Genomic DNA, 22,463 nt, shown 5'->3' with positions numbered 1-22,463 from the left:
CCCTCGGCCGGGCGGGAGTGGGGCCGGTGCGCCTCGGGCCCTGCCGTGGGACCCCCTCCGGGTGACGGAGGGGGTCCCGCGGTGGGACCGAGCACCGGCCCCACTCCCGCCCTACGCTGAAGCAACCTCTAAAATCCGCACGTCAGGGCCGCTCCAGAGCCGTAGCGCCCATCGCCCCGCGCCGACGAGGAGCCGCACCGTCATGGCCGAACACCCCGCCTATCCCGTAGGCCTCCGCCTCGCCGGCCGCCGTGTCGTCGTCCTCGGCGGCGGCCAGGTCGCCCAGCGCCGCCTCCCGGCGCTCGTCGCCGCGGGTGCCGACGTCCTCCTCGTGTCCCCGTCCGCGACCCCGTCCGTGGAGGCGATGGCCGACGCGGGCGAGATCACCTGGGAGCGCCGCCGCTACGCCGACGGCGACCTCGCCGACACCTGGTACGCCCTGGTCGCCACCAGCGACCACGCCGCCAACGAGGCCGCGTCCGCCGAGGCCGAGCGGTCCCGCGTGTGGTGCGTACGCTCCGACGACGCCGACGCGGCGACGGCCTGGACCCCCGCCACCGGCCGCAGCGAGGGCGTCACCGTCGCCGTCCTCACCGCCGAGGCCAAGGACCGCGACCCCCGCCGCACCGCCGCCATCCGGGACGCCCTGGTGGAGGGCCTGCGCGACGGCAGCCTGGTGGCCCCGCAGCACCGCACCCGGCACCCCGGCGTCGCCCTCGTCGGCGGCGGCCCCGGCGACCCGGACCTGATCACGGTGCGCGGGCGCAGGCTGCTCGCCGAGGCCGACGTGGTGATCGCCGACCGGCTCGGCCCGCGCGACCTCCTCGACGAGCTGCCGCCGCACGTCGAGGTGATCGACGCGGCGAAGATCCCCTACGGCCGCTTCATGGCCCAGGAGGCCATCAACAACGCGCTGATCGAGCACGCCGCGCAGGGCAAGGCGGTGGTCCGCCTCAAGGGCGGCGACCCCTACGTCTACGGCCGCGGCATGGAGGAGGTGCAGGCACTGGCCGATGCGGGCATCGCGTGCACGGTGGTGCCGGGCATCTCCAGCTCCATCTCGGTGCCGGGCGCCGCGGGCATCCCGGTGACGCACCGGGGTGTGGCGCACGAGTTCACGGTGGTCAGCGGCCACGTCGCCCCCGACGACGAGCGCTCCCTCGTCGACTGGCAGGCACTCGCCCGGCTGCGCGGCACGCTGGTGATCCTGATGGGCGTGGACAAGATCGGCCGCATCGCCGAGGCCCTGATCGCCCACGGCAAGTCGGCCGACACCCCGCTGGCCCTCGTCCAGGAAGGCACGACGGCCGCCCAGCGCCGCGTCGACGCCACCCTGGGCACGGTCGCCGAGGCGGTGCGTACCCACGGCGTGAAGCCCCCGGCGGTCATCGTGATCGGCCCGGTCGCCGCGATGAACCCCACCACACCCGACCGTACGTAACCATCGGTAACGGAACCGCTCCGCAGCCGTTGGCACCCTCTCCAGGACAAGGCAGTATCACCCTGTGGCCGATCTCCTCACCATCGACGACCCCGACGACCCGCGCCTGAGCGACTACACGGGCCTGACCGACGTCGAGCTGCGCCGCAAGCGCGAGCCCGCCGAGGGCCTGTTCATCGCCGAGGGCGAGAAGGTGATCAGGCGCGCCAAGCTCGCGGGCTACGAGATGCGCTCGATGCTCCTCTCCGCGAAGTGGGTCGACGTCATGCGCGACGTCATCGACGAGGTCCCGGCGCCCGTGTACGCGGTCAGCCCCGACCTCGCCGAACGGGTCACCGGCTACCACGTGCACCGCGGTGCCCTCGCCTCGATGCAGCGCAAGCCGCTGCCCACGGCCGAGGAGCTCCTCCAGCGGCACCGCCGCGTCGTGGTCATGGAGGCGGTCAACGACCACACGAATATCGGCGCGATCTTCCGCTCCGCCGCCGCCCTCGGCATGGACGCGGTACTGCTCTCGCCGGACTGCGCGGATCCCCTCTACCGCCGCTCGGTGAAGGTCTCCATGGGCGCCGTCTTCTCCGTGCCCTACGCGCGCCTCGGCTCCTGGCCGCGCGGCCTCGACGGGGTCAGGGAGGCCGGCTTCAACCTGCTGGCCCTCACTCCCGACGAGAAGGCCAGGACCCTCGACGAGGCGGCTCCGCACCGCATGGACCGCGTCGCCCTGATGCTCGGCGCCGAGGGCGAGGGGCTCTCCAGGCAGGCCCTGGTCGCGGCCGACGAGTGGGTCCGCATCCCGATGGCGCACGGCGTGGACTCGCTCAACGTGGGCGCGGCGGCGGCGGTCGCGTTCTACGCGGTGGCGACGGGCCGTCCGCAGGCCTGACTGGCGACCGGCCGCGCGCGGACCTGAGCACGGCGGTCGGGACAGCGTCGGCCCCGTCGGCCCCGTCGGCCTGTCCGTCGGCCGCGTCAAGCCACCGGTCCCGTCAGCCCGCCGGTCCTGTCAGCCCGTCAGTCCCGTGGGCCCGTCGGCCACGTGGCCCTGACCGGTGACCCGTACGGGGTCCTGCCCGGCCCCGAACCCGCGCGCGGGCCCCTGACACCCCTGGGCGGCGGCGATCCCCAGGGCGACGAGCAGCGTCACGACGACGAAGACGAACAGCCGCTGCCGCAGCAGCTTCGGATTGGCGGGCCGCCGTCCGGTGCCCGTGGTGCGCGGCCCGCCCTTGCGTCCGGCGCCGCTGCGGGGCCCGGACCTGCCGCCCGGACGTGAGCCGTCACGCGGGGCGCCTGGCCGCGCACCGGACTGCGCGCCCCCTGTGCGCGACCCGCCGCCGGTACGGGATCCGCCGGTGCGCGAGCCCCCGGTGCGGGATCCGCCCGTACGGGATCCCCCTGTGCGGGATCCGCCCGTACGGGGATCCCCGCCACGCGGGTCCCCGGTACGCGCGTCCCCGCCACGGGAGTCGCCGGTCCGGGGATTCCCCGTACGGGAGTCCCCGGGGCGGGACGAGCCCGTGCGGGAGGGTCCGGGGCGCGGCAGGGGAGTGCCGGGAGCCGTGCGCCGTTGCGTGCGCTGGTCGTCGTACGTGTCGTACGCCTCCGCGAGCCGGCCGGTCGGGCGGTCCTGGTCCTTGCGGGGCGCGGGCGGCCGTACGTCGCTGAGGCCCTGGGCCTCGCGGGCCGCGATCTCCTTGAGCCGCAGCGACAGTTGCAGCGTGCTGGGACGTTCCTCCGGGTCCTTGGCGAGACAGGCCCGCAGCAGCGGCGCGAGGGCGTCCGGCACGCTGTGCAGCTGGGCCTCCTCGTGCACGACGCGGTACAGCATCACTTCGGAACTGCCGTGCCCGAAGGGCGAGTCGGCCATGGAGGAGTAAGCGAGCGTGGCACCGAGCGCGAACACGTCGGTGGCGGGCGTGACGGCGGCCCCGCGCACCTGCTCGGGCGCGAGGAAGCCCGGGGAGCCGACGGCCGTGCCCACATGCGTCAGGGTCGAGGCGCCGGTCGCCCACGCGATGCCGAAGTCGATGATCCGCGGCCCCTTGGGGGACAGCAGGATGTTCGACGGCTTGAGGTCGCGGTGGACGACACCGGCCTCGTGCACCGCGACGAGCCCCTCGGAGAGCGCGGCGCCGATGACGGCGACCTCGGCCGCGGACAGCGGACCCTCGGTGGCGACCTTGTCGTGCAGCGAGGGCCCCGGGACGTACTGGGTGGCGAACCAGGGCCGGTCCGCCTCCAGGTCGGCGGCGACGAGCCGGGCCGTGCAGCCGCCCCGGATGCGCCGGGCCGCCGACACCTCGCGGGCGAAGCGCGAACGGAACTCCTGGTCCTCCGCCAGGTCCGGCCGGATGACCTTCAGGGCGACGCGCTGACCCCGGCGGTCGGAGCCCAGATAGACCACGCCCATCCCGCCGGCGCCCAGCCGCCTGTGCAGCCTGAACGAGCCGACGACACGCGGGTCCTCGCGCCTCAGGCGCATCATCGCCATGTTCATCCCCGCTGCCCGGTCCGTCTGACGAGCCACAGCTTACGTTTCCGCGGCCGGGCACGTGCAGAGGCCGCGCCCTCGCGGGCCGACGGATTGTCAGTGCCGGGTGGGAGACTCGAAGAGTGGTCAGGAGCCGCGGGAGACCGGGCATTTCCCGTCTCCGGGCCTGTCAACCGCCCGTCGCCGAAGGGGGATTGATCACGTGAAGGGTGACCGCGTGGAGATAGTGGTGGACGCCGGGGACACGACACGGACGTACGAAGTGGTGGCGAGCCGGGCCGGCCGCCGGGTGGAGACGGCCGTCCGCAGGGGGGTGGTGGAAGTGAGCGAAGTCACCCGCAGCGGCTCCGTGGTCCGCACCGCGCGGTTCATGTCGACCCGGGTCCTGGCCCTGGTGGAGCAGCCCGTCCCGCGCGAGGACAGCTCCGAGCGGCCAGGACGTCCCCTCCGGGAAGACCCCGAGACCTAGGTCCTCGTCTCCACCCACGGGAGTACTTGTGTGACGAGCGGTCATCCTCCGGGAGGCCCGCCAATCGGTACGAGGGCATGACGACCTCCGACCGCGATCGGCCTAAGTTTGAAGTCAAGCGGCGGGTGCAGCACTCGTCCCCCGAGGTCAGGCACTCGCCGCTACCCGATCGTGGGGTGCTCGCACCCCGCCTTCGCACCGATCCAACGCAGTAAGCGACAAGGTCAGGAAGGGAGCGAACCATGGCGGACACCGCGCCGCGGACGATGATCCGCACACAGGGACGCAAGCTCTCCACCCTGGGCGTCCGGCCGTCCGGAACGCGCCACCCGCTGGTGGCCACGCTCATGGTCCTCCCCCTGGCAGCCCTGCTCACGGTCGCCTTCGGCGGCTGGGAGGCAGTGGTCACACAAGCGTCGTCCGTGGGCGTGATGCTGGGGCGCTGAGCGGCGCCCCGGGCCCGGAAGAGCGGTCCGGGCGGGGACATCCGGCCATGAAACCCCGTGGGGACGGGGGTGCGGCGGACGGCACGACAGCCCGCGCAGCTGGGGAGCTGCGCGGGCTGTTTCTTTTCCCGTACGGCCCGGTGCTGCGGTCCGGTGCGGCCCCGTGAGACGTCGCGTGGTCCTGTGAGGTGTCGGTCGTACGGTCCTGTGAGGTGCCGTCCGGCACTGTGTGGCCCCGTGTGATTCTGTGCGATTTCGTGCGGCGTGAGCGGCTCCGACTTCTGGAAGCGCACGGATCCGGTCTCGAAGGGCGCGGCCCCGACTCCCGGAAGCGCACGGATCCGCCGCCCAGGACGGGACCGCTTCTCCGAGGTGGGCCAGGAGGGCCCGCGTGACCCCGTACGCTCAGCGCACACTTCGAGTACTCCGGGACCGATCCACGTGACCACCCTCATCCCCGCCCTGACCGCACAGGCCAGACTCAGGGCACGCCACAGCGAGGGCTGCGCCTGCAGCGAACCGCACGCCGTCCTGGCCGACCGCTCCGACGCCACGGTCGTCCGGCACGCCCAGGTCGTGGCGAAGGCGCACGCGCCCGGCACGCCCGAGTCCGACCTGACGGCACGCCTCGCGGCGGCCGCCCACCCCGGCCTCGCCGACGCACTCCTCGCCCCGCTGTCCGCACGGCCGACCCGCCTGGACGACCGCCTGGTCACGTTCTGGCCGTACGGCACCCCGGTCGACCGGGACGACCCGGACGCGGCCCCCTGGGAGGCCGCGGCCACCCTCCTGGCCCGGTTGCACCGCACCCCGCCCGCCTTGCTCCCGTACCCGCTGCCGCCGATGCGCGGCCCGGAGAAGGCGGCCCGCGCCGTGGCCCGGCTGCGGGCCGCCGCCCCGCACCCCGCCGCCTCCCCGGTGGAGCGCGCGTGGGCGGTGCTGCCCGCCTGGGCCCGCGACGAGGCGCCCTGGCCGGGCCCCCCGCTCCTGTGCCACGGGGACCTGCACCTGGGCCAGCTCGTCCGCGCCCCGCAGGACCCGCGCCTCGGCCGCCGCCTGCCGCACCCGCGCACGGACCCGCACCTGGACCGCCCCGCGGCCGCCGACCGCTGGCTGCTCATCGACGTCGACGACCTCGGCACCGGCGACCCGGCCTGGGACCTGGCCCGCCCCGCTGCCTGGTACGCCTGCGGTCTGCTCCTCGGGGAGGAGTGGACGCGGTTCCTGAACGCCTACCGCGCGGCGGGAGGCCCGGCCGTGCCCGCGGACGGCGCGGATCCCTGGCCGGTGCTCGACGTCCCGGCCCGCGCGCTGACCGTGCAGACCGCCGCCCTCGCGATCGCCAAGGCGGTGGCCGCGGGGCGCCCGCTCGACGAGGTCGAGGAGACGTTCGTGGACGCCTGCCGCCGGATGGCCGCCGTCCCGCCGGACTTGGCGCCGACGTGCACGAAGTAGGGTGCTCTGCACCGTAGCCGGGCAGACATCCGGCGAAGCAGTAGCGACCGGCGAGGAGTTGAGCCGACCATGCAGTGCCCCAAGTGTCACGCACCGATGCACACGTACAACCGCAATGGCGTCCAGATCGAGCAGTGCAGTGGCTGCCGCGGCATATTCCTCGACTACGGCGAGCTGGAGGCCCTGACCCGTCTGGAGAGCCAGTGGAGCGGGCACCAGGCACCACCCGCCCCGCCGGCGGCCCCGGCCTACCCGGCGGCGCCCGCGCCCGCGTGGGGCGCCCCGCACCACTCGGGCCACCACCACGAGCACCACGGCCACCACGGCCACAAGCGGCACAAGAGCTTCGGGCACATGCTCTTCTCGTCCTGACCCGGCGCACCGGCCGACGCGCCGACCGGGGTGTCTGCCGGTGCGCCGGCCCGTGCACAAGAAGAAGCCCCCGGCCGTGGAGACGGCCGGGGGCTTCTTGTGGCTGGTGCGCGATACTGGGATTGAACCAGTGACCTCTTCCGTGTCAGGGAAGCGCTCTCCCGCTGAGCTAATCGCGCGGGTCAACCTGCGACGCGGCCCCCTGAGGGGACCTGTGCGTGCGCGATACTGGGATTGAACCAGTGACCTCTTCCGTGTCAGGGAAGCGCTCTCCCGCTGAGCTAATCGCGCGGGGAAACCTCTACATGATCAAGAACTCATGATCAGAGATTCCAGTGGACGATACTGGGATTGAACCAGTGACCTCTTCCGTGTCAGGGAAGCGCTCTCCCGCTGAGCTAATCGTCCTTGGAGGTGGAGACGGGATTTGAACCCGTGTAGACGGCTTTGCAGGCCGTTGCCTCGCCTCTCGGCCACTCCACCAGGAGTCACGGGAGTTCGGGAAGATCCCCCGCGGTTCCTGCGAGCGGACGACCAGGTTCGAACTGGCGACCTCAACCTTGGCAAGGTTGCGCTCTACCAACTGAGCTACGTCCGCTTGTCTTTCCCGGTCCGCTTCCGCGTCCCGGCGACGTGTTGAACTCTAGCGGATTCCTGGGCCAGTACAAAAACGCGTTTGCGCAGCGTGCTGGGTTGTCGCCTCTCCGGTGGAGGCCCGGGGCGCCCTCGGGACGCCGGTCATAGACTCGCAGACGTGCACGACCTGTCTCCCATGGCGCGCTTCGGCGGCCTCCTCGCGACCGATCTCCGGGACGTGACCAGCGACCCTTCCGCCCTGGAGTCCGCCGGCTTCTGGGCGGTGTCCGCCGACTTCGAGGGCCGGTTCGTGTGCGCCCGCTTCGGGCGGGTGCGCGCGGAACCGGTGCCCGCGCCGGTGCCGGGCGCCTGGCGCGGCCCGGCTGCCGGTGACTGGAAGTCGTCGCTCGACCGCGCCGCGTACACGGAGGGCGTGTGCCGCATACGCGAGCACATAGCCGCCGGCGACGTCTATCAGGCGAACCTCTGCCGAATCCTCTCCGCGCCGCTCCGCGAGGACACCGCCCCCGCCGCCCCCGCCGACGTGGACGCCCTCACCGCGCTCCTGGCCCGCGGCAACCCCGCCCCGTACGCGGGCACCATACGGCTGCCGGCGCACGGCGTGGAGATAGCCACCGCGTCGCCCGAGCTGTTTTTGCGCCGTGCGGGCGACGTCGTGGAGTCCGGGCCCATCAAGGGCACCGGACGCACCGAGGCGGACCTCCTGGAGAAGGACCACGCCGAGAACGTCATGATCGTCGACCTCGTCCGCAACGACCTGGGACGGGTCTGCGCGCCGGGCACGGTGACCGTGCCCGACCTGTGCGTGGTGGAGAAGCACCCCGGTCTGGTGCACCTCGTCTCCACCGTCCGCGGCGAGCTGCGCACCGCCGCCGGCTGGCCGGAGCTCCTGGCCACCGCCTTCCCGCCGGGCTCGGTCACCGGAGCCCCGAAGTCCAGCGCCCTGCGCATCATCGACTCCCTGGAGACCGCGCCCCGCGGCCCGTACTGCGGCGGCATCGGCTGGGTCGACGCCGACCGGCGCACGGCAGAGCTCGCCGTCGGCATCCGCACGTTCTGGGTGGACCGCACCGCCGGGAACGACGGCGGGGGCGGTGCCGTGCTGCGGTTCGGTACGGGGGCGGGGATCACCTGGGGCTCGGACCCCGAGGGGGAGTGGCGCGAGACGGAGCTGAAGGCGGCCCGGCTGCTGGCGGTAGCCTCGGGCACCTACGTACCGGGCGCATGATCCGCCTCGCGCCTTATGCCCAGTACCTCATGCCTCGTACGTCATGCCCAGTACCGCATGGCTCGTACGTCACGCCTCGTACCTCGTACCTCCTGTGCGGACCGACATCTCAAGGTGAGACTCAGTGAAGATATGGCTCAACGGCGGGCTGCGGGACCTGGATTCCGCGCGCGTCTCCGTGCTCGACCACGGACTGACCGTCGGTGACGGCGTCTTCGAGACCGTGAAGACGGTCGCGGGACGGCCGTTCGCACTCACCCGGCACCTGGACCGCCTCGTCCGCTCCGCCCGGGGACTCGGCCTGCCCGAGCCGGACACGGACGAGGTCCGCCGCGCCTGCGCCGCCGTCGTCGACGCCAACCCGACGGCCCTCGGGCGGCTGCGCATCACCTGCACCGGAGGCGTCTCGCCGCTCGGCTCGGACCGCGGCGACCAGGGCGCCACGCTCGTCGTCGCCCTCGACGAGGCCGCGCGCAGGCCCGACTCCACCGCCGTGATCACCGTCCCCTGGACCCGCAACGAACGCTCCGCGCTGGCCGGCCTGAAGACCACCTCGTACGCCGAGAACGTCGTCGCCCTCGCCCGTGCCAAGGAGCGGGGCGCCACCGAGGCGCTGTTCGCCAACACGGCGGGGCAGCTCTGCGAGGGGACCGGCACGAACGTCTTCGTCGTCATCGACGGCGAGATCCACACGCCGCCGCTCGCCTCGGGGTGCCTGGCAGGCATCACCCGCGAACTCACCGTCCAGTGGACCGGCGCGCGCGAGACCGACCTGCCGCTCGACGTCCTCGACCGCGCCGACGAGGTCTTCCTCACCTCGACGCTGCGCGACGTGCAGGCCGTGCACCGCGTCGACGAACGCCGGCTTCCGGACGCCCCCGGCCCGGTGACGGCCAAGGCGATGCAGATCTTCGACGAGCGTGCGGGGAACGACCTCGACCCTTGAGGGACGGCATCGGGGCGCCCAGGGGGCGGCTTCGGGGCGCGGGGGGCGCAAAACCGGATGACGCCGGGGGCGCCCAGTGGGTAGAACTCCCGTGATGACGACGACTCTGCGGCCGTCCGGGCCGCTCCACGAGAGCACCGAGGGCGCCAAGTCGCGCGACTACGACGTCTGCGTGAACAGCCGCCCCGTCGGCCGGATCCGACTGGCCACCCACGCGCGCCTCGGCCCCCGCGTCGCGGAGATCCAGGACCTGCGCATCGACGAGCCGGACCGCAGGCGGGGCCGCGCGACCGTGGCGGCGCTCGCCGCCGAGGAGGTGGCCCGCGGCTGGGGCTGCGCCCAGATCGTGGCGGTCGTGCCGGTCACGGCCTCCGGCGGCCGCACCCTCGCCGCGGCGCTCGGCTATGTGGAACGCAGCCGCCGGATGGCGAAGACGCTGCCTCCCGCACCGCCCGCGCTGCCGCTGGGCGTGCGGGCGCGGGCGATGACACCCGAGGAGTTCACGCCCTGGGCCGAGCACTCCGTGCGGAGCTACGCCAAGGACTGGGCCGATCGCGGCGTCCCGGAGGAGCAGGCTCGGGCCAAGGCCGCGGCCGACTACGAAACGCTCCTCGCGGAGGGCCTGGCCACGCCCGGCAACCGGCTCAGCGTCCTGCTCCACGACGGCACGGCCGTCGGCACGCTGTGGCTCGCCGAGAGCGACGGCCACGCCTTCGTGTACGACGTCGAGGTCGGCCCCGAACACCGCGGCCGGGGCCACGGCCGCTCCCTGATGCTCCTCGCCGAACAGCAGTGCCTCGAGGCGGGCAAGGACCGCATCGGCCTGCACGTCTTCGCGGGGAACACCCCGGCGCTGCGCCTGTACGAGTCCCTGGGCTACGAGACGACCGAGTACGCGCTGTACAAGCCGCTGCTGTGACCGGCCTCGCCGGACGCGCCGGCCCCCCTGGACGCGTCGGCCTCCCTGGGCGCGCCGGACCGTGGCGGGCCCGTCCGGGCGGGACCTAATCCCGGTCTCTCGCGAGCAGCCGGTCCGCGATCTCCTCGATGCGGTCGCGCAGGCCCTCCTGGCTCTTGCCGCCGTCCAGGCGCTCGTCGCCGACGACGTACGTGGGCGTCCCGGTGACGCCGATCGCCTTGCCCTCGGCCTGGTCGGCGTCGACGATCAGGATGTGCCGGCCGTCCACCAGGGCGGTGTCGAACTCCTCCGCGTCGAGGCCGAGTTCGCGAGCCACCTCGATCAGGAAGGGTTCTCCCGTACGGTCGAGCTGCTCGACCCGGCCGAGGACGGCCTCCACGTACTCCCAGCCCTTGCCCTGTTCGAGAGCCTCCTCCGCGGCCTGGGCGGCGGCGAAGGCGTGCTTGTGCTTCTCCAGGGGGAAGTGCCGCAGCCGCAGCTCGACGCGGTCGCCGTAGCGGGCGCGCAGGGCGCGCACGTCGTCCAGGGCGGTGCGGCAGTCCGGACACTGCAGCTCGCACCAGACGTCGATGACCAGGGGCGCGGCGGGCCCGGCGGGGCCGGAGGGGGCAGAAGGAGGGGAGTCGTTCATGGTGCACAGTCTTCCAGGACCTCGGGGCGCGCCCCAGCCGGGACCTGGCGCGCCCCCCCGGTCGGTGCCGCCGACCGGGACCTGGGGAGGAGCCGCTACCCGGATATCTCCCTGATGTCCGCTGGGGCCGTGGCCTACGGCGCCGCACCCGGTGCAGGATGGAAGGGACACAAGCGACACTGCACCGTGCCCGTACGCCTGGAGGACCGGGATGATTGCCGAGACCATCTGCTCCGCCGTAGCCGCGGCCGGCCTCGGCATCGCGGCCGTCACGGCGTACCGCAAGCGTTTCCTCGCCGCGGCCCGTCTCGCCGCGTATGCGCTGGTCCCGATCGGCCTGGTGATGACCGGGGCGGTGGAGTGGGCGGCCGAGACGGCCTTCAGCCCCGTCGCCTGGGCCGGCTTCGGTGTGCTCGGCGCGGCCTGGCTGCTGTTCCTGGCCACGCGCGCGGTGGAGCGCCGCTCCGGCGGCACCCGCAAGGAGCGCAGGGCCGCGGCGAAGGCCGCCCGCCGCGAGGCCGTCGCCCCTGCCGCGTCCGCGCCGTCCCTCGGCTCGGCGGCCCGGCCGGGGGCCAAGCCCGCGGCCGGGCAGAAGGCCGCGCCCGCGGAGGACTTCAGCGACATCGAGGCCATCTTGAAGAAGCACGGGATCTGACCCGGGGCCCACGCCCGGCCCAGGGAACCGAACCCGCCCCCGGCCGCGGCCCCGCCCGGCGGAGCCACAGCCCCGCATTCCACATGTCGGGACTGCGTTCGAGCGTATCCACGGACTCCGCTCGCAGGTGCGCCGCACCGGACCCGCAAGGTCACGGAATGCGGCGAACTACCCCTCAGAACGTCCGTGTTGGTAAAGAGCGGGGTCCGCTCTGCGCCATCATCACCGCGAGATGCCGGACATCACCACACAGAGCGATCCCGCCCCGCCCGACGGCCGGGGCACCGCCGACAAGGGGCGCGGGACCGCCGACGAACCGCGAGGCTGCCTCTTCGCCCTCTCGCAACCCCCGCTGATGATCTTTCTGGCGGTGATCGGCACCTTGCTCCTCATGGCATCACTGCACGATCTGCTGCTGCTCTAGCCGCGGCTGCGCCGTGTGCCTCACGGGAACCGCGCGCCTCGTGGGTGCCGCGTGTGTCGTGGGTGCCGCGTGCGTCGTGTGCCTCGTGTGTGTCCCCTTCGAGGCCCGCAGCCTCCCTGCGGCGGGCCCGGTACGCGGCGACGTGCAGCCGGTTCCCGCAGGTGCGGCTGTCGCAGTAGCGGCGGGAGCGGTTGCGGGACAGGTCGATGAAGGCCCGCCGGCAGTCCGGCGCCTCGCACCGGCGCAGCCGCTCCTGCTCGCCCGCGACGACGAAGAAGGCGAGGGCCATCCCGCAGTCGGCGGCCAGGTGATCGGCGACGGAGGCGCCGGGCGCGAAGTAGTGCACGTGCCAGTCGTAGCCGTCGTGGTCGGTCAGCCGCGGCGTGGTGCCTGCGGCGGCGACCAGGTCGTTGATCAGGGCGACGGCCCGGTGCGGCTCCCGGGCCGCGAAGACCTCGGCGAACCGGGCGCGGATCTCGTGCACCCCCGCCAGATCCTTCTCCGAGAGCACGCCGACATCACTGATCGCGTGCCGCTGCACGAAGCCGTGCAGTGCCGCCAGGTCCGTGAGCCCGTCGGCGCTGTCGCCGTTCTCTTCGTCTGGCGCGGAGTTCACCAGATCGACCACGGCGTCGAGCGCACACCGGGTGTCGTGGGTGATCAGCACGATTCGCTCCCTGGCCTGGGGGTAGTGGGCTGCCTCCCCGCCCGTCGCATGCCCGTCGAAGGCCCGGGGAAGGTCGCCCGCCGATGCTGGCCGATGCTAGCGGCTCGTGCCGTGCACGCCACGGCGCCGGTGCCTGTTGCCTGCCGTTATGGCGTTGTGTGTCGCTTCCTGCTCGTTCGCGCGCGTACCCGCGCCGTCGCCCCGAGTCGGACGGCGCACTGCGGCTCCCGGACGTGGCCGGACTAGCTTTCGGCCAAAATGTGCGAGAGCTCCGTGTCGAGATCGAAGTGGCGGTGCTCCGTGCCGGGTGGCACGGCCGCGTCGGTACGCTTCAGGAACGATTCCAGGGCCCGCGCCGGGGCCTCGAGCAGAGCCTCACCCTCGGGGGAGCTCAGGGCGATGCAGACGACGCCCTGACCGTGGCTGCGGGACGGCCAGACGCGGACGTCGCCGGTGCCGGTGGGCCTGTGCAGGCCCTCGGCGAGGAGATCGCGGGCGAATACCCACTCGACGGTCTCCTCGGCTCCGGTGTGGAAGGTGGCGTGCACGGCATAGGGATCGGCCGTGTCATACCGCAGTCCTGCGGGTACAGGCAGTGAGGACTCGCTCGACACAACGAGGCGCAGGTGCAGCTCGCAGCTGACCGTGGTGTTCATAAGCGCCAGGGCCTTTCGCTCAGTGTGCGCTCGGGGATTCGCACGTCGGCGAAATCGACATGCCACCTACGGTGCCGTTGTAAACCCCTCTGAGAGTTTTGGGTGGCTTTAGGTGGCTCGTATGGCGGACTGTCCGTTTGCTTCGTACGCCCATTCCGGTGACGGGTTTCCGTCCGGTAAGGTTTGGCTGCATGAATACGGGGAGTGACGAGTCGAAGGCGGCGGCGGCCGTCGACGACGTGGCCGAGCAGGTCAAAGCCGAGAAGCCCTTCGGGTCCAGGGCGCCGGAGTTCATCAAGGCCCGGCGCACGCTGCACCTGAGCTGGCAGGTCGGCGTGTTCATCGTGGGTCTCGCCGTGGTCGTCGCCGGCATCATCATGCTGCCCCTGCCGGGGCCGGGCTGGGTGGTGATCTTCGGCGGCATGGCGATCTGGGCGACCGAGTTCGTCTGGGCGCAGCTGGTCCTGCGCTGGACGAAACGGAAGGTCACGGAGGCCGCACAGCGTGCACTCGACCCGCGGGTCCGCCGCCGCAACATCATCCTCACGGTGATCGGCCTGGTGATCGTCGCCGCGCTCGTCGGGATCTACCTGTGGAAGTTCGGCATCGAGATGCCGTGGAAGATCAACGATCAGTGACCCGAGCGCGGACCGTCCCGGCAGGGATGGTCGGGGGCACCCTCTGACATGGGGTAATGTTCTCTCTGCGCCCGGGGCGATTAGCTCAGTGGGAGAGCGCTTCGTTCACACCGAAGAGGTCACTGGTTCGAACCCAGTATCGCCCACCCGGGATTGTGGCCCGGAGACCGGAAACGGTCTCCGGGCCACAGTCGTGTCAACGCGGAGTGACCGCCGTGTCCGGAACTGTATGCGGGGCATGCCGGAACCATATGTGGCGCGTATGTGACGCCCATTCACGGAATTTCACACCCCACGCGAACCCTTGCGGAATAACTCGTTCCTATTTCTTCGAGTTGACGACCCGTCCGTTCTGTCGCGCGGTCGGCGCAGGGATATCGAACCGGCCGCACACTGTGGGCCATGGACTGGTGCCATTACCGTTTCCGCAGCGTCTGGAATCTGCCCGCCCCGCCCGCGACGGTGTACGACACCCTGGAGCGGGCCGAGGACTACGCGCGATGGTGGCCGCAGGTTCGCGAGGTGACCGCGATCGGCGAACGCGACGGCACCGTCCGGCTGCGCTCACTGCTCCCGTACGACCTCGTGATCACCGCTGCCGAACGCCGCCGCGACCCCGGCCGCGGCATCCTGGAGATCTCCATGACGGGCGACCTCGAAGGCTGGGCACGCTGGACCGTCACCGCCGCGGGCGGCGGCGCCCGCGCGGTGTACGACCAGGAAGTCGACGTGCACAAGCCCCTGATGCGGCGGCTCGCGGTGCCCGGCCGGCCGCTGTTCCTGCTGAACCACGCCCTGATGATGCGCACGGGCCGCCGGGGTCTCGCCGCGTACCTGCGAAGCGGTTTGAACGAACGCCGCCCGGACCTGTAATGTTCTCTCTGCGTCCGGGGCGATTAGCTCAGTGGGAGAGCGCTTCGTTCACACCGAAGAGGTCACTGGTTCGAACCCAGTATCGCCCACCCGGAGAATGCCGGTCCGTCCTTCCGACGGACCGGTTTTTTCATGCCCCCGGCTGCCCGAGGGCGTTGGAGCCACCCGCGCCCGCGGCTGCGCGCGGCAACGCTCAGGCCGCCGCGGGCAGTTCCGGCCGCAGCGGCCACGCCGGATCCACCGCCTCGGGCGAACCGCTGCGTGCGAACCAGGCCTCGAGCCCGCGCGCCTGGGACGCGTGCCACACCGCCTGCAACGTGTGCAGCTCCGCCGGGGACAGACGCTCCATACGACCCGAGAAACGGCGCCCCACCGCTCGTACGACATCCAGTGCGGCCTGCGCGTCGGCCGCCGCGTCATGCGCGCCCGACAACTCCACGCCGTAGTGCGCGCACAGATCCGTCAGTGTCCGCCGGCCCTTGCGGTACCGGTCCAGTTGCCGGTCCAGGACGCGAGGGTCGAGCACGCACAGCGGATGGCTCTCCAGATAGCGGGCGAGCGACGACGCGCGATGCCTGCGCAACTCCCGGTCGAACAGCGTCAGGTCGAACGGCGCGTTCATCACGACGAGCGGCCGGCCCGCCGCGCCCTGCTCGGCCAGCTCGCGCCCGATCTCCTCCATCACCGGGGCGGGCCAGCGGCCCGTCCGCTCCAGGTGCTCCTGCGTGAGCCCGTGAACCGCGGTGGCGCCCGCGGGCACGGGAATGCCCGGATTCACCAGCCAGCGGGTGACACGGGGCCGGGCCCCCGCGCCGTTCTGCACGACGACGGCGGCCGACACGATGCGGTCGGTCTCGACGTCGACACCCGTGGTCTCCGTGTCGAATGCGGCCAATGGTCCCTCGTACCAGCACGTCATCCTGACGCAACTCCTCGTTCCGCGTCGGCAGTTGACCTGCGTAACTGCCCACGCTGGTGATACCCGGGCCGTTTGCGCCGAACCCGGCCCGGAGACAACACAGTTACAGGGCGCGGTCGTCGACCCGCCCGAACGGGAACGTCCGGTTCGGAAGGCTTCTGGAACATGGCGCTCGCGCAGCCCGAACAGGGCGGGCTGCTGCCCGAGCGGATCGCACCGCCGCGCGGCAATCTCGCCACCACCGCCTGCATGGAGACCCTTCAGGTGGGCTATCTGCACGCCGTCGCCGCGGCGGCGGGGTGCTCGCTCTCCCAGCCGTTCCCGGACAACGGCATCGACTGGCACGTCAGCCACAGCGCTCCCGGGCACACCGTGGACGACGAAGTCACCATCAAGGTGCAGCTCAAGTGCACCTACCAGCTCCCGCCCCGCCCGGCCGGGCCCGCCTTCTCCTTCACCCTGGACAACGCGCACCTGGTGAAGCTCGCCCGCACCCCGGTGTCGGTGCACAAGATCCTCGTGGTGATGATCGTGCCCCGCTCGCGCGACGACTGGCTGCGGGCCGGGCACGACCGGCTCGACCTGCGGCACTGCTGCTACTGGACCAACCTCGCCGGACACCCGGTGACGGGCCGCCGAAGGACCACCGTCCGTGTCCCGACCACGCGGATCTTCGACGACTGGGCGCTCTGCGAGATCATGACGCGCGTCGGGACGGGAGGGAGACCCTGATGCACCGCCCGATCGACGAACCCGCGCCACCGCGCGCTCCGCGCCCCCATCCCGCCGACGCCCCGGCCCTCTGGTCGGACCCGCCCGAACCCGGGCGGGTCGACCCCGCCGTGCTCTGCGCGCTGCTCGCCCGGCACGGCTGGCACCGCCGCGGCGGCGCCCCGGGGCGCTACTCCCGCTGGACCCCGCCGGGGCCCGGCACGGGCGGCACCAGCCTGCTCGTGCCGGAGAGCGGCTCCTTCCCCGACAGCGAGGACCTGCTCGGCGAGGCCCTGACCGCGCTCGCCCGCAGCGCGTCCCCCTCCGCCCGCGACGTGCTCGTCGCCCTCGCCGTCCCGAGCGACGAGATCTCCTGGTGGCGGGACGTGCCGAGCGGCCCCGCGGGCACCGCGTCCTGGACGGCCGAGGAACAACTGCGCACCGCCGCGCGCCGGCTGTTGCTCGCCGGCGCGCTCGCCGTCCGCGCCCGAGCGGGGTACTACGGCGCACGGCACCGCCGCCCCGCCGCGGCCTCGCTGGAGGGCGTCCTCGTCGGCCCGGCCCACGGCGGCCACCGGCTCACCGCCCATCTGCCCGTGCCCACCGGACGGCCGCTCGCCGTACGCCTGCACCAGGCGCTGTACGCCGCCAGGGAAGCGGTGGACTACCAGCGGGCCACCGGCGGCATGGACGCCTTCGACGGCGCCGTCGGCGCGGGCGTCAGCCACGAACTGGTCGAGGCCGTCATCACCCTCGTCCGCGGCACCGAGGGCGCGAGGGTCGGCGTGCAGTGGTCACCCGCCGCAGGCGTCCCTCAGGGGTGCGCCGCGTCCGCCGAGCCCGTCGAGTTCTCGCCCGGCGACCTGCCCGTGCTGCGCGAGGCCGGCGCCCGCTATCTGCGCGCCGAGCCCGCGGTGCCGGTGCGGATCACCGGGACCGTGGTGCGCATGCGGCGCTCCGGACCGCGGGGTGCGGGCACCGTACGGGTACGGGTGCTCGCCGGGGCGGAGGTCCCGCACGTCAGGATGTCCCTGGACGAGGAGGACTACCGCATCGCCGGGCACGCGCACCTGGTCGGCCTGCCGATCCGGGTGCACGGCCGCCTGGAGAGCCGGGGCGGCTTCCGCAGGCTCACCGATGCCGCCGATGTGGTGCCCGTCCAGGTGGACGAGGCCGAGCGGGACCGCCTGATGAAGGCGATGCAGGAGAACCTGGACTTCTTCGAGGAGGCGTGCAGCGGGGACTGAGCCGGCCGCTCCGGACAACCGTTTCGCTCTGGGCCCCCCTGGCTCGGTACGATTCGTTGCGCGCGCAGGAGCAGATCTGCCGCAGGCCCCGTACCAGCAGGGCAGCCCCCTTCAGGCAGGAGAGACCGGTGTCAGACGTCCGTGTGATCATCCAACGCGATTCCGAGCGGGAAGAGCGCGTGGTGACGACGGGCACTACGGCCGCCGAGCTCTTCGACGGCGAGCGCACCATTGTGGCCGCCCGCGTGGGCGACGAGCTGAAGGACCTGGCGTACGCACCGGCCGACGGCGAGGTCGTCGAGCCCGTCGAGATCTCCTCCGAGGACGGCCTGGACATCCTGCGCCACTCCACCGCGCACGTGATGGCGCAGGCCGTGCAGGAGCTGTTCCCCGACGCCAAGCTCGGCATCGGCCCGCCCATCCGGGACGGCTTCTACTACGACTTCGACGTCGCCGAGCCGTTCACGCCCGAGGACCTCAAGCGCATCGAGAAGAAGATGCAGGAGATCCAGAAGCGGGGCCAGCGCTTCTCGCGCCGCGTCACCAACGACGACGACGCCCGCGTCGAGCTCGCCGACGAGCCGTACAAGCTGGAGCTCATCGGCCTCAAGGGCAACGCCGCGAACGCCGCCGACGGCGCGGACGCCGAGGTGGGCGCCGGCGAGCTGACCATCTACGACAACCTCGACGCCAAGACCGGCGAACTGTGCTGGAAGGACCTCTGCCGCGGCCCGCACCTGCCCAGCACCCGGAACATCCCGGCGTTCAAGCTGATGCGCTCCGCCGCCGCCTACTGGCGCGGCAGCGAGAAGAACCCGCAGCTCCAGCGCATCTACGGCACCGCGTGGCCGTCCAAGGACGAGCTGAAGGCGCATCTGGAGTTCCTCGCCGAGGCCGAGAAGCGCGACCACCGCAAGCTCGGCTCGGAGCTCGACCTGTTCTCCTTCCCCGAGGAGCTCGGCCCGGGTCTCGCGGTCTTCCACCCCAAGGGCGGAGTGATCCGCAAGGTGATGGAGGACTACTCGCGGCGCCGCCACGAGGTCTCCGGCTACGAGTTCGTGAACACCCCGCACCTCTCGAAGGAGAAGCTCTTCGAGATCTCGGGTCACCTGCCGCACTACGCGGACGGCATGTTCCCGCCCATCGAGTTCGACGAGCAGAACTACCGCCTCAAGGCGATGAACTGCCCGATGCACAACCTGATCTTCAAGTCGCGCGGTCGCTCCTACCGTGAGCTGCCGCTGCGCCTCTTCGAGTTCGGCACCGTGTACCGGTACGAGAAGTCGGGCGTCGTGCACGGACTGACCCGTTCGCGCGGCTTCACCCAGGACGACGCGCACATCTACTGCACCAAGGAGCAGATGGCCGAGGAGCTCGACAACCTCCTCACCTTCGTGCTCGACCTGCTGCGCGACTACGGCCTGACCGAGTTCGAGCTCGAGCTGTCCACCCGTGACGACTCCGACAAGTTCATCGGCGAGGACGAGGACTGGGCGGAGGCCACCGAGGCGCTCCGGCAGGCCGCGGAGAAGCAGGACCTGCCGCTGGTGCCGGACCCGGGCGGCGCCGCGTACTACGGCCCGAAGATCTCCGTCCAGGTCAAGGACGCGATCGGCCGGTCCTGGCAGATGTCGACCCTCCAGGTCGACTTCAACCAGCCGAAGCGCTTCGGCCTGGAGTACACCGCGGCGGACGGCTCGCGTCAGCAGCCCGTGATGCTGCACCGGGCCCTGTTCGGCTCCATCGAGCGGTTCTTCGGCGTGCTCCTGGAGCACTACGCGGGCGCGTTCCCCGCCTGGCTCGCCCCGGTGCAGGCCGTCGGCATCCCGATCGGTGACGCCCACATCCCCTACCTGCGGGAGTTCGCCGAGAAGGCACGCGCCCAGGGGCTGCGGGTCGAGGTGGACGCCTCCTCCGACCGCATGCAGAAGAAGATCAGGAACCAGCAGAAGGCCAAGGTGCCCTTCATGGTCATCGCGGGCGACGAGGACATGGAGAACGGCGCCGTGTCCTTCCGCTACCGCGACGGCTCGCAGGAGAACGGCATCCCCGTCGACGACGCCATCGCGAAGATCGCGAAGGTCGTCGAGGAGCGCGTCCAGGTCTGACGGGCGCGTACGCGCCAGTGCCGCCGGGGCCCACCGCCCCGGCGGCACGTTCCGGACGGGCGAAGTCATATGCTGCACAGCATGACGACTGAGCCGGAGCAGCAGATCGGAGTGGGGACTCAGGACGCGTTCCAGCGCCTGTGGACGCCTCACCGGATGGCGTACATCCAGGGCGAGAACAAGCCCAGTGGTCCCGGAGCGGACGACGGCTGCCCCTTCTGCTCGATCCCGGCCAAATCGGACGAGGACGGGCTCGTCATCGCACGCGGTGAGCACGTGTACGCGGTCCTGAACCTGTACCCGTACAACGGCGGGCACCTCATGGTCGTGCCCTACCGCCACGTCGCCGACTACACGGAGCTGACCGGGCCGGAGACCGCCGAGCTCGGTGAGCTGACCAAGCAGGCGATGACGGCGCTGCGCACCGCGTCCGGGGCGCACGGCTTCAACATCGGCATGAACCAGGGCACCGTCGCGGGCGCGGGCATCGCCGCGCATCTGCACCAGCACATCGTGCCGCGCTGGGGCGGGGACACGAACTTCATGCCGGTCGTCGGGCACACCAAGGTGCTGCCGCAACTGCTCGCGGACACCCGCAAGATGCTGGCGGAGGCCTGGCCGAAGGGCTAGGGCCTGTCGTCAAACTCCCTCCGTTGCCCGGAGGGCGGCCACGTGGCGTCAGGTGCGTGCTCTCGGCGTGCCGGGCACAGGCCCTCGTACTGGACGTACTTGGGTCTGGGCCCGGTGCGGCGAAAGTGCGTGCATGGCGTCACGTGGCAGGAGGGAGTTTGACGACAGGCCCTAGCCCCCGGGCGGTGCGGTACGCACGCTGTGCGCCGCACCGCCCGGGCTCTGCTCTGCGCCGGACCGGCGGTGAGCCCTACGCGTTGTACACGTCCGCCTGCTTCGGGGCCGGGTCCTGCACGGCGCCGCTGAGGAACGTGGCGCGGGCGCCGAAGCGGTCGGTGTTGACGCCGTTCTCCTCCAGGACCTTCAGTGCCGCCGAGTGCACCACGCGCAGCACCGGGGTGGCGGCGCGCAGCGCGTCGTCGGCCATGAAGCGGTGCCGCCAGGGCTTGTCCGCCCAGGCGTGCCGCAGGCCGAACGGCTCGGGCAGGACCAGCTTGCCGCCCAGGTAGTCGAGGATCGGCGGATACCAGGTGAAGGGGGCGCGGACCGCGAGACGCACCACTTCCTGGGCGTCGACGAGGGGCAGTTGCTGGGTCTTGGTCTCCCAGAACCTGATCGTCTTGCTGACCGTCTTCGTCTTGGGTGACGGCTTGCTCGTGAACAGGGAGTGGACCGGGCCGAGCGCGTGTCCGGTGACCTCGATGCGCAGCGTCTCGTGCAGCACCGTCACCGTGATCAGCATCGTGATCACGAGCTGGCCGTCCCAGAGCGTGAACTGCACGCCCAGGTAGTGGCGGTCGCCGCTGCCGAACTGCTGCTCGTTGCAGATCCGCTGTATCTCGTGGCCCTTGATCTGGAAGGCGTCGACGTCCGTACCGGAGGGGCGGGACACCGAGCCCGCGTTCTCCCCGATGGGGGTGACGATCCAGTGCCTTATCGAGGGCTTGGGGAAGCCTCCGGTGTGCAGGGGGCCGCGCTCCAGCATGCGGAGCTGGTCGTGCACCGCGCGCACCACGTCCCAGCTGCGGAACGGGTTGATCTCTTTGTCCTCGTCGCGGGCGGTGAGCTCCTCGGCGAGCTGCCAGCTTCCCCAGCGGGTGCCCATGCCCAGTATGCCCTTGGGGCCGGCGTAGAAGACCGAGTTGGACTGCTGCTCCGCGGACAGGCGGGCCAGGCCCTGGCGCAGACGTTCGGCAGCCGTCTCGCCGGGGCTGCCGGGGACCGCCTCGGGGATCTTCGCGCCGACGCCGCCGCCGGCGAGCAGGCTGTCCCAGCGCGCCCGCAGGTCCTTGGCGGTGCCCTCCGCCACGTGCTTGGCCCAGAACCAGCCGAGCACGGGCACGACGGCGCACAGCCGCAGATACCAGGCCCAGAAGCCGCCGAAGGGCAGCTTGATGAGCACCAGGGCGACCACGACGCCGAGGGCCACGAGCAGGGCCGTGGCGATGGCGTGGGTGCGCTTGTCCTTCTGCTTGGTGATCCATCGGCGGATCGTGAACACCAGGAGCCAGGCCAGGAGGCCGGGCAGGAAGAGCAGCCCGCACAGGGCCATGACCGCCGTCAGCCAGCTGTCGCGCTGTCTGCGGATCCGATTGGCCGCGAGGCAGTGCTCGACGATCACCTGGGGCTCCGTGCCGAAGGACTGGATGAGCGGCGCCCTGGCGCCGCCGAGCATCCGCACCTGCACGGTCCGTGAGAAGGCCTCACCCAGGTTGGGCTTGCACAGCGACCACAGACCGGGCTTCACCACGGATTTGTGCCAGTCGCTGTTGGCCTTGAGGATGTCGTCGACCTCGCCGTCGCGATACGCCGCCGACGCCAGGGCCTGCGTCGCCGCTGTCTGCCCCGCGGCGCCCGCCAGGGGCACCTGGGCCCCCGGCCTGAAGTCGAATACGTCGTCCGCCACCTGCCGCCCCCATCGCCGCACCGCGCTCGGCGCG

General features: G+C 72.0%; 22 protein-coding genes, 7 tRNA genes and 1 pseudogene. 19 read left to right on the top strand and 11 right to left on the bottom strand.

All coding sequences use genetic code 11. From position 1 onward, the window contains the following. The first annotated feature begins 202 nt into the window (after nt 1-202). A complete protein-coding gene (cobA, locus tag GPA10_RS23095) occupies nt 203-1,441 on the top strand; it encodes a uroporphyrinogen-III C-methyltransferase (protein ID WP_058851841.1) in 1,239 nt (412 codons plus the stop codon). A 64-nt stretch (nt 1,442-1,505) separates the two neighbouring features. Continuing rightward, complete coding sequence (locus GPA10_RS23090; protein ID WP_058851842.1) at nt 1,506-2,324, top strand: TrmH family RNA methyltransferase; 819 nt, start codon at nt 1,506-1,508, stop codon at nt 2,322-2,324. Nucleotides 2,325-2,444: 120 nt separating this feature from the next. Here the strand turns inward: GPA10_RS23090 and GPA10_RS23085 are convergent, their stop codons facing one another. Further along, a complete protein-coding gene (locus GPA10_RS23085) occupies nt 2,445-3,938 on the bottom strand; it encodes a serine/threonine-protein kinase (RefSeq protein ID WP_157167195.1) in 1,494 nt (497 codons plus the stop codon). A gap of 196 nt (nt 3,939-4,134) precedes the next feature. On the opposite strand from GPA10_RS23085, the gene GPA10_RS23080 reads away from it, so the two are divergent. The 4 genes from GPA10_RS23080 to GPA10_RS23065 all read left to right on the top strand — a co-directional run bounded on the left by GPA10_RS23080 (nt 4,135) and on the right by GPA10_RS23065 (nt 6,674). Beyond that, nucleotides 4,135-4,401: a hypothetical protein gene (locus GPA10_RS23080; protein ID WP_058851844.1), complete on the top strand. Its 267-nt coding sequence runs from the start codon at nt 4,135-4,137 to the stop codon at nt 4,399-4,401. A gap of 242 nt (nt 4,402-4,643) precedes the next feature. Further along, a complete protein-coding gene (locus GPA10_RS23075) occupies nt 4,644-4,847 on the top strand; it encodes a hypothetical protein (RefSeq protein ID WP_016644343.1) in 204 nt (67 codons plus the stop codon). Nucleotides 4,848-5,282: 435 nt separating this feature from the next. After that, the gene (locus GPA10_RS23070) at nt 5,283-6,302 is read left to right on the top strand and encodes a phosphotransferase family protein (RefSeq protein WP_343041242.1); all 1,020 of its coding nucleotides are present in this window, start codon (nt 5,283-5,285) and stop codon (nt 6,300-6,302) included. 69 nt (nt 6,303-6,371) lie between these two features. Continuing rightward, nucleotides 6,372-6,674 carry a TFIIB-type zinc ribbon-containing protein gene (locus GPA10_RS23065; RefSeq protein WP_079086980.1) on the top strand — a complete coding sequence of 101 codons (303 nt, stop codon included), beginning with the start codon at nt 6,372-6,374 and terminating at the stop codon, nt 6,672-6,674. Nucleotides 6,675-6,778: 104 nt separating this feature from the next. On the opposite strand, the gene GPA10_RS23060 is transcribed toward GPA10_RS23065, so the two are convergent. The 5 genes from GPA10_RS23060 to GPA10_RS23040 all read right to left on the bottom strand — a co-directional run bounded on the left by GPA10_RS23060 (nt 6,779) and on the right by GPA10_RS23040 (nt 7,272). Then, nucleotides 6,779-6,853: transfer RNA gene (locus GPA10_RS23060), tRNA-Val, on the bottom strand. Nucleotides 6,854-6,893: 40 nt separating this feature from the next. Next, nucleotides 6,894-6,965: transfer RNA gene (locus tag GPA10_RS23055), tRNA-Val, on the bottom strand. A 45-nt stretch (nt 6,966-7,010) separates the two neighbouring features. Beyond that, nucleotides 7,011-7,082: transfer RNA gene (locus tag GPA10_RS23050), tRNA-Val, on the bottom strand. Between the two features lies 1 nt (nt 7,083). Further along, nucleotides 7,084-7,157 (bottom strand) — tRNA-Cys (locus GPA10_RS23045). Nucleotides 7,158-7,199: 42 nt separating this feature from the next. Continuing rightward, nucleotides 7,200-7,272: transfer RNA gene (locus tag GPA10_RS23040), tRNA-Gly, on the bottom strand. A gap of 156 nt (nt 7,273-7,428) precedes the next feature. Here GPA10_RS23040 and GPA10_RS23035 point away from each other — a divergent pair. The 3 genes from GPA10_RS23035 (at nt 7,429) to GPA10_RS23025 (ending at nt 10,364) form a co-directional block, all read left to right on the top strand. After that, a complete protein-coding gene (locus tag GPA10_RS23035; protein WP_343041235.1) occupies nt 7,429-8,499 on the top strand; it encodes a chorismate-binding protein in 1,071 nt (356 codons plus the stop codon). Nucleotides 8,500-8,623: 124 nt separating this feature from the next. Next, nucleotides 8,624-9,445, top strand: a complete 822-nt coding sequence (locus GPA10_RS23030; protein ID WP_343041234.1) for an aminotransferase class IV — start codon at nt 8,624-8,626, stop codon at nt 9,443-9,445. A 94-nt stretch (nt 9,446-9,539) separates the two neighbouring features. Next, nucleotides 9,540-10,364 carry a GNAT family N-acetyltransferase gene (locus tag GPA10_RS23025; protein ID WP_058851848.1) on the top strand — a complete coding sequence of 275 codons (825 nt, stop codon included), beginning with the start codon at nt 9,540-9,542 and terminating at the stop codon, nt 10,362-10,364. An 85-nt stretch (nt 10,365-10,449) separates the two neighbouring features. Here the strand turns inward: GPA10_RS23025 and GPA10_RS23020 are convergent, their stop codons facing one another. Beyond that, nucleotides 10,450-10,995, bottom strand: a complete 546-nt coding sequence (locus tag GPA10_RS23020; protein ID WP_157167133.1) for a DsbA family protein — start codon at nt 10,993-10,995, stop codon at nt 10,450-10,452. 211 nt (nt 10,996-11,206) lie between these two features. Between GPA10_RS23020 and GPA10_RS23015 the strand changes: the two genes are divergently transcribed. Then, the gene (locus GPA10_RS23015) at nt 11,207-11,650 is read left to right on the top strand and encodes a hypothetical protein (RefSeq protein WP_058851850.1); all 444 of its coding nucleotides are present in this window, start codon (nt 11,207-11,209) and stop codon (nt 11,648-11,650) included. A 232-nt stretch (nt 11,651-11,882) separates the two neighbouring features. After that, entirely contained in the window at nt 11,883-12,074 is a 192-nt protein-coding gene (locus GPA10_RS23010; RefSeq protein ID WP_058851851.1) for a hypothetical protein, read from the top strand. 103 nt (nt 12,075-12,177) lie between these two features. Here the strand turns inward: GPA10_RS23010 and GPA10_RS23005 are convergent. Both GPA10_RS23005 and GPA10_RS23000 read right to left on the bottom strand, forming a co-directional pair. Continuing rightward, nucleotides 12,178-12,741, bottom strand: a pseudogene (locus GPA10_RS23005) (CGNR zinc finger domain-containing protein); the annotation flags it as partial. Nucleotides 12,742-12,983: 242 nt separating this feature from the next. Further along, on the bottom strand, nt 12,984-13,397 hold the full coding sequence (locus GPA10_RS23000; RefSeq protein WP_003959770.1) for an SsgA family sporulation/cell division regulator: 414 nt from the start codon (nt 13,395-13,397) through the stop codon (nt 12,984-12,986). 191 nt (nt 13,398-13,588) lie between these two features. On the opposite strand from GPA10_RS23000, the gene GPA10_RS22995 reads away from it, so the two are divergent. The 4 genes from GPA10_RS22995 to GPA10_RS22980 all read left to right on the top strand — a co-directional run bounded on the left by GPA10_RS22995 (nt 13,589) and on the right by GPA10_RS22980 (nt 14,997). Next, entirely contained in the window at nt 13,589-14,035 is a 447-nt protein-coding gene (locus GPA10_RS22995; protein WP_058851852.1) for a TIGR02611 family protein, read from the top strand. Between the two features lie 74 nt (nt 14,036-14,109). Next, nucleotides 14,110-14,181: transfer RNA gene (locus GPA10_RS22990), tRNA-Val, on the top strand. A gap of 256 nt (nt 14,182-14,437) precedes the next feature. Further along, the gene (locus GPA10_RS22985) at nt 14,438-14,908 is read left to right on the top strand and encodes an SRPBCC family protein (RefSeq protein ID WP_157167132.1); all 471 of its coding nucleotides are present in this window, start codon (nt 14,438-14,440) and stop codon (nt 14,906-14,908) included. Between the two features lie 17 nt (nt 14,909-14,925). Then, nucleotides 14,926-14,997, top strand: a tRNA-Val gene (locus tag GPA10_RS22980). A 104-nt stretch (nt 14,998-15,101) separates the two neighbouring features. On the opposite strand, the gene GPA10_RS22975 is transcribed toward GPA10_RS22980, so the two are convergent. Continuing rightward, a complete protein-coding gene (locus GPA10_RS22975) occupies nt 15,102-15,827 on the bottom strand; it encodes a 3'-5' exonuclease (RefSeq protein WP_058851854.1) in 726 nt (241 codons plus the stop codon). Nucleotides 15,828-15,992: 165 nt separating this feature from the next. Between GPA10_RS22975 and GPA10_RS22970 the strand changes: the two genes are divergently transcribed. The 4 genes from GPA10_RS22970 to GPA10_RS22955 all read left to right on the top strand — a co-directional run bounded on the left by GPA10_RS22970 (nt 15,993) and on the right by GPA10_RS22955 (nt 20,523). Beyond that, nucleotides 15,993-16,559: a DUF4365 domain-containing protein gene (locus GPA10_RS22970; protein WP_157167131.1), complete on the top strand. Its 567-nt coding sequence runs from the start codon at nt 15,993-15,995 to the stop codon at nt 16,557-16,559. Next, nucleotides 16,556-17,785, top strand: coding sequence for a serine/threonine-protein kinase (locus GPA10_RS22965; RefSeq protein ID WP_157167189.1), 1,230 nt, complete (start codon nt 16,556-16,558; stop codon nt 17,783-17,785). Before GPA10_RS22970 ends, GPA10_RS22965 begins: the two co-directional genes overlap by 4 nt. Before the next feature lie 128 nt (nt 17,786-17,913). Then, nucleotides 17,914-19,893 (top strand): threonine--tRNA ligase, encoded by a 1,980-nt coding sequence (thrS, locus tag GPA10_RS22960; protein ID WP_343041232.1) that lies wholly within the window; start codon nt 17,914-17,916, stop codon nt 19,891-19,893. Between the two features lie 69 nt (nt 19,894-19,962). Next, nucleotides 19,963-20,523, top strand: a complete 561-nt coding sequence (locus tag GPA10_RS22955; RefSeq protein ID WP_058851856.1) for an HIT family protein — start codon at nt 19,963-19,965, stop codon at nt 20,521-20,523. Between the two features lie 250 nt (nt 20,524-20,773). Here GPA10_RS22955 and GPA10_RS22950 read toward each other — a convergent pair whose 3' ends face one another. Further along, complete coding sequence (locus tag GPA10_RS22950; protein WP_058851857.1) at nt 20,774-22,429, bottom strand: hypothetical protein; 1,656 nt, start codon at nt 22,427-22,429, stop codon at nt 20,774-20,776. Nucleotides 22,430-22,463 lie beyond the last annotated feature (34 nt).

This window comes from Streptomyces typhae (genome assembly GCF_009755605.1).
Lineage (GTDB): Bacteria > Actinomycetota > Actinomycetes > Streptomycetales > Streptomycetaceae > Streptomyces > Streptomyces typhae.
Note: the sequence above shows the minus strand (reverse complement) of the source record. Positions and strands in the feature narration are given on the sequence as shown.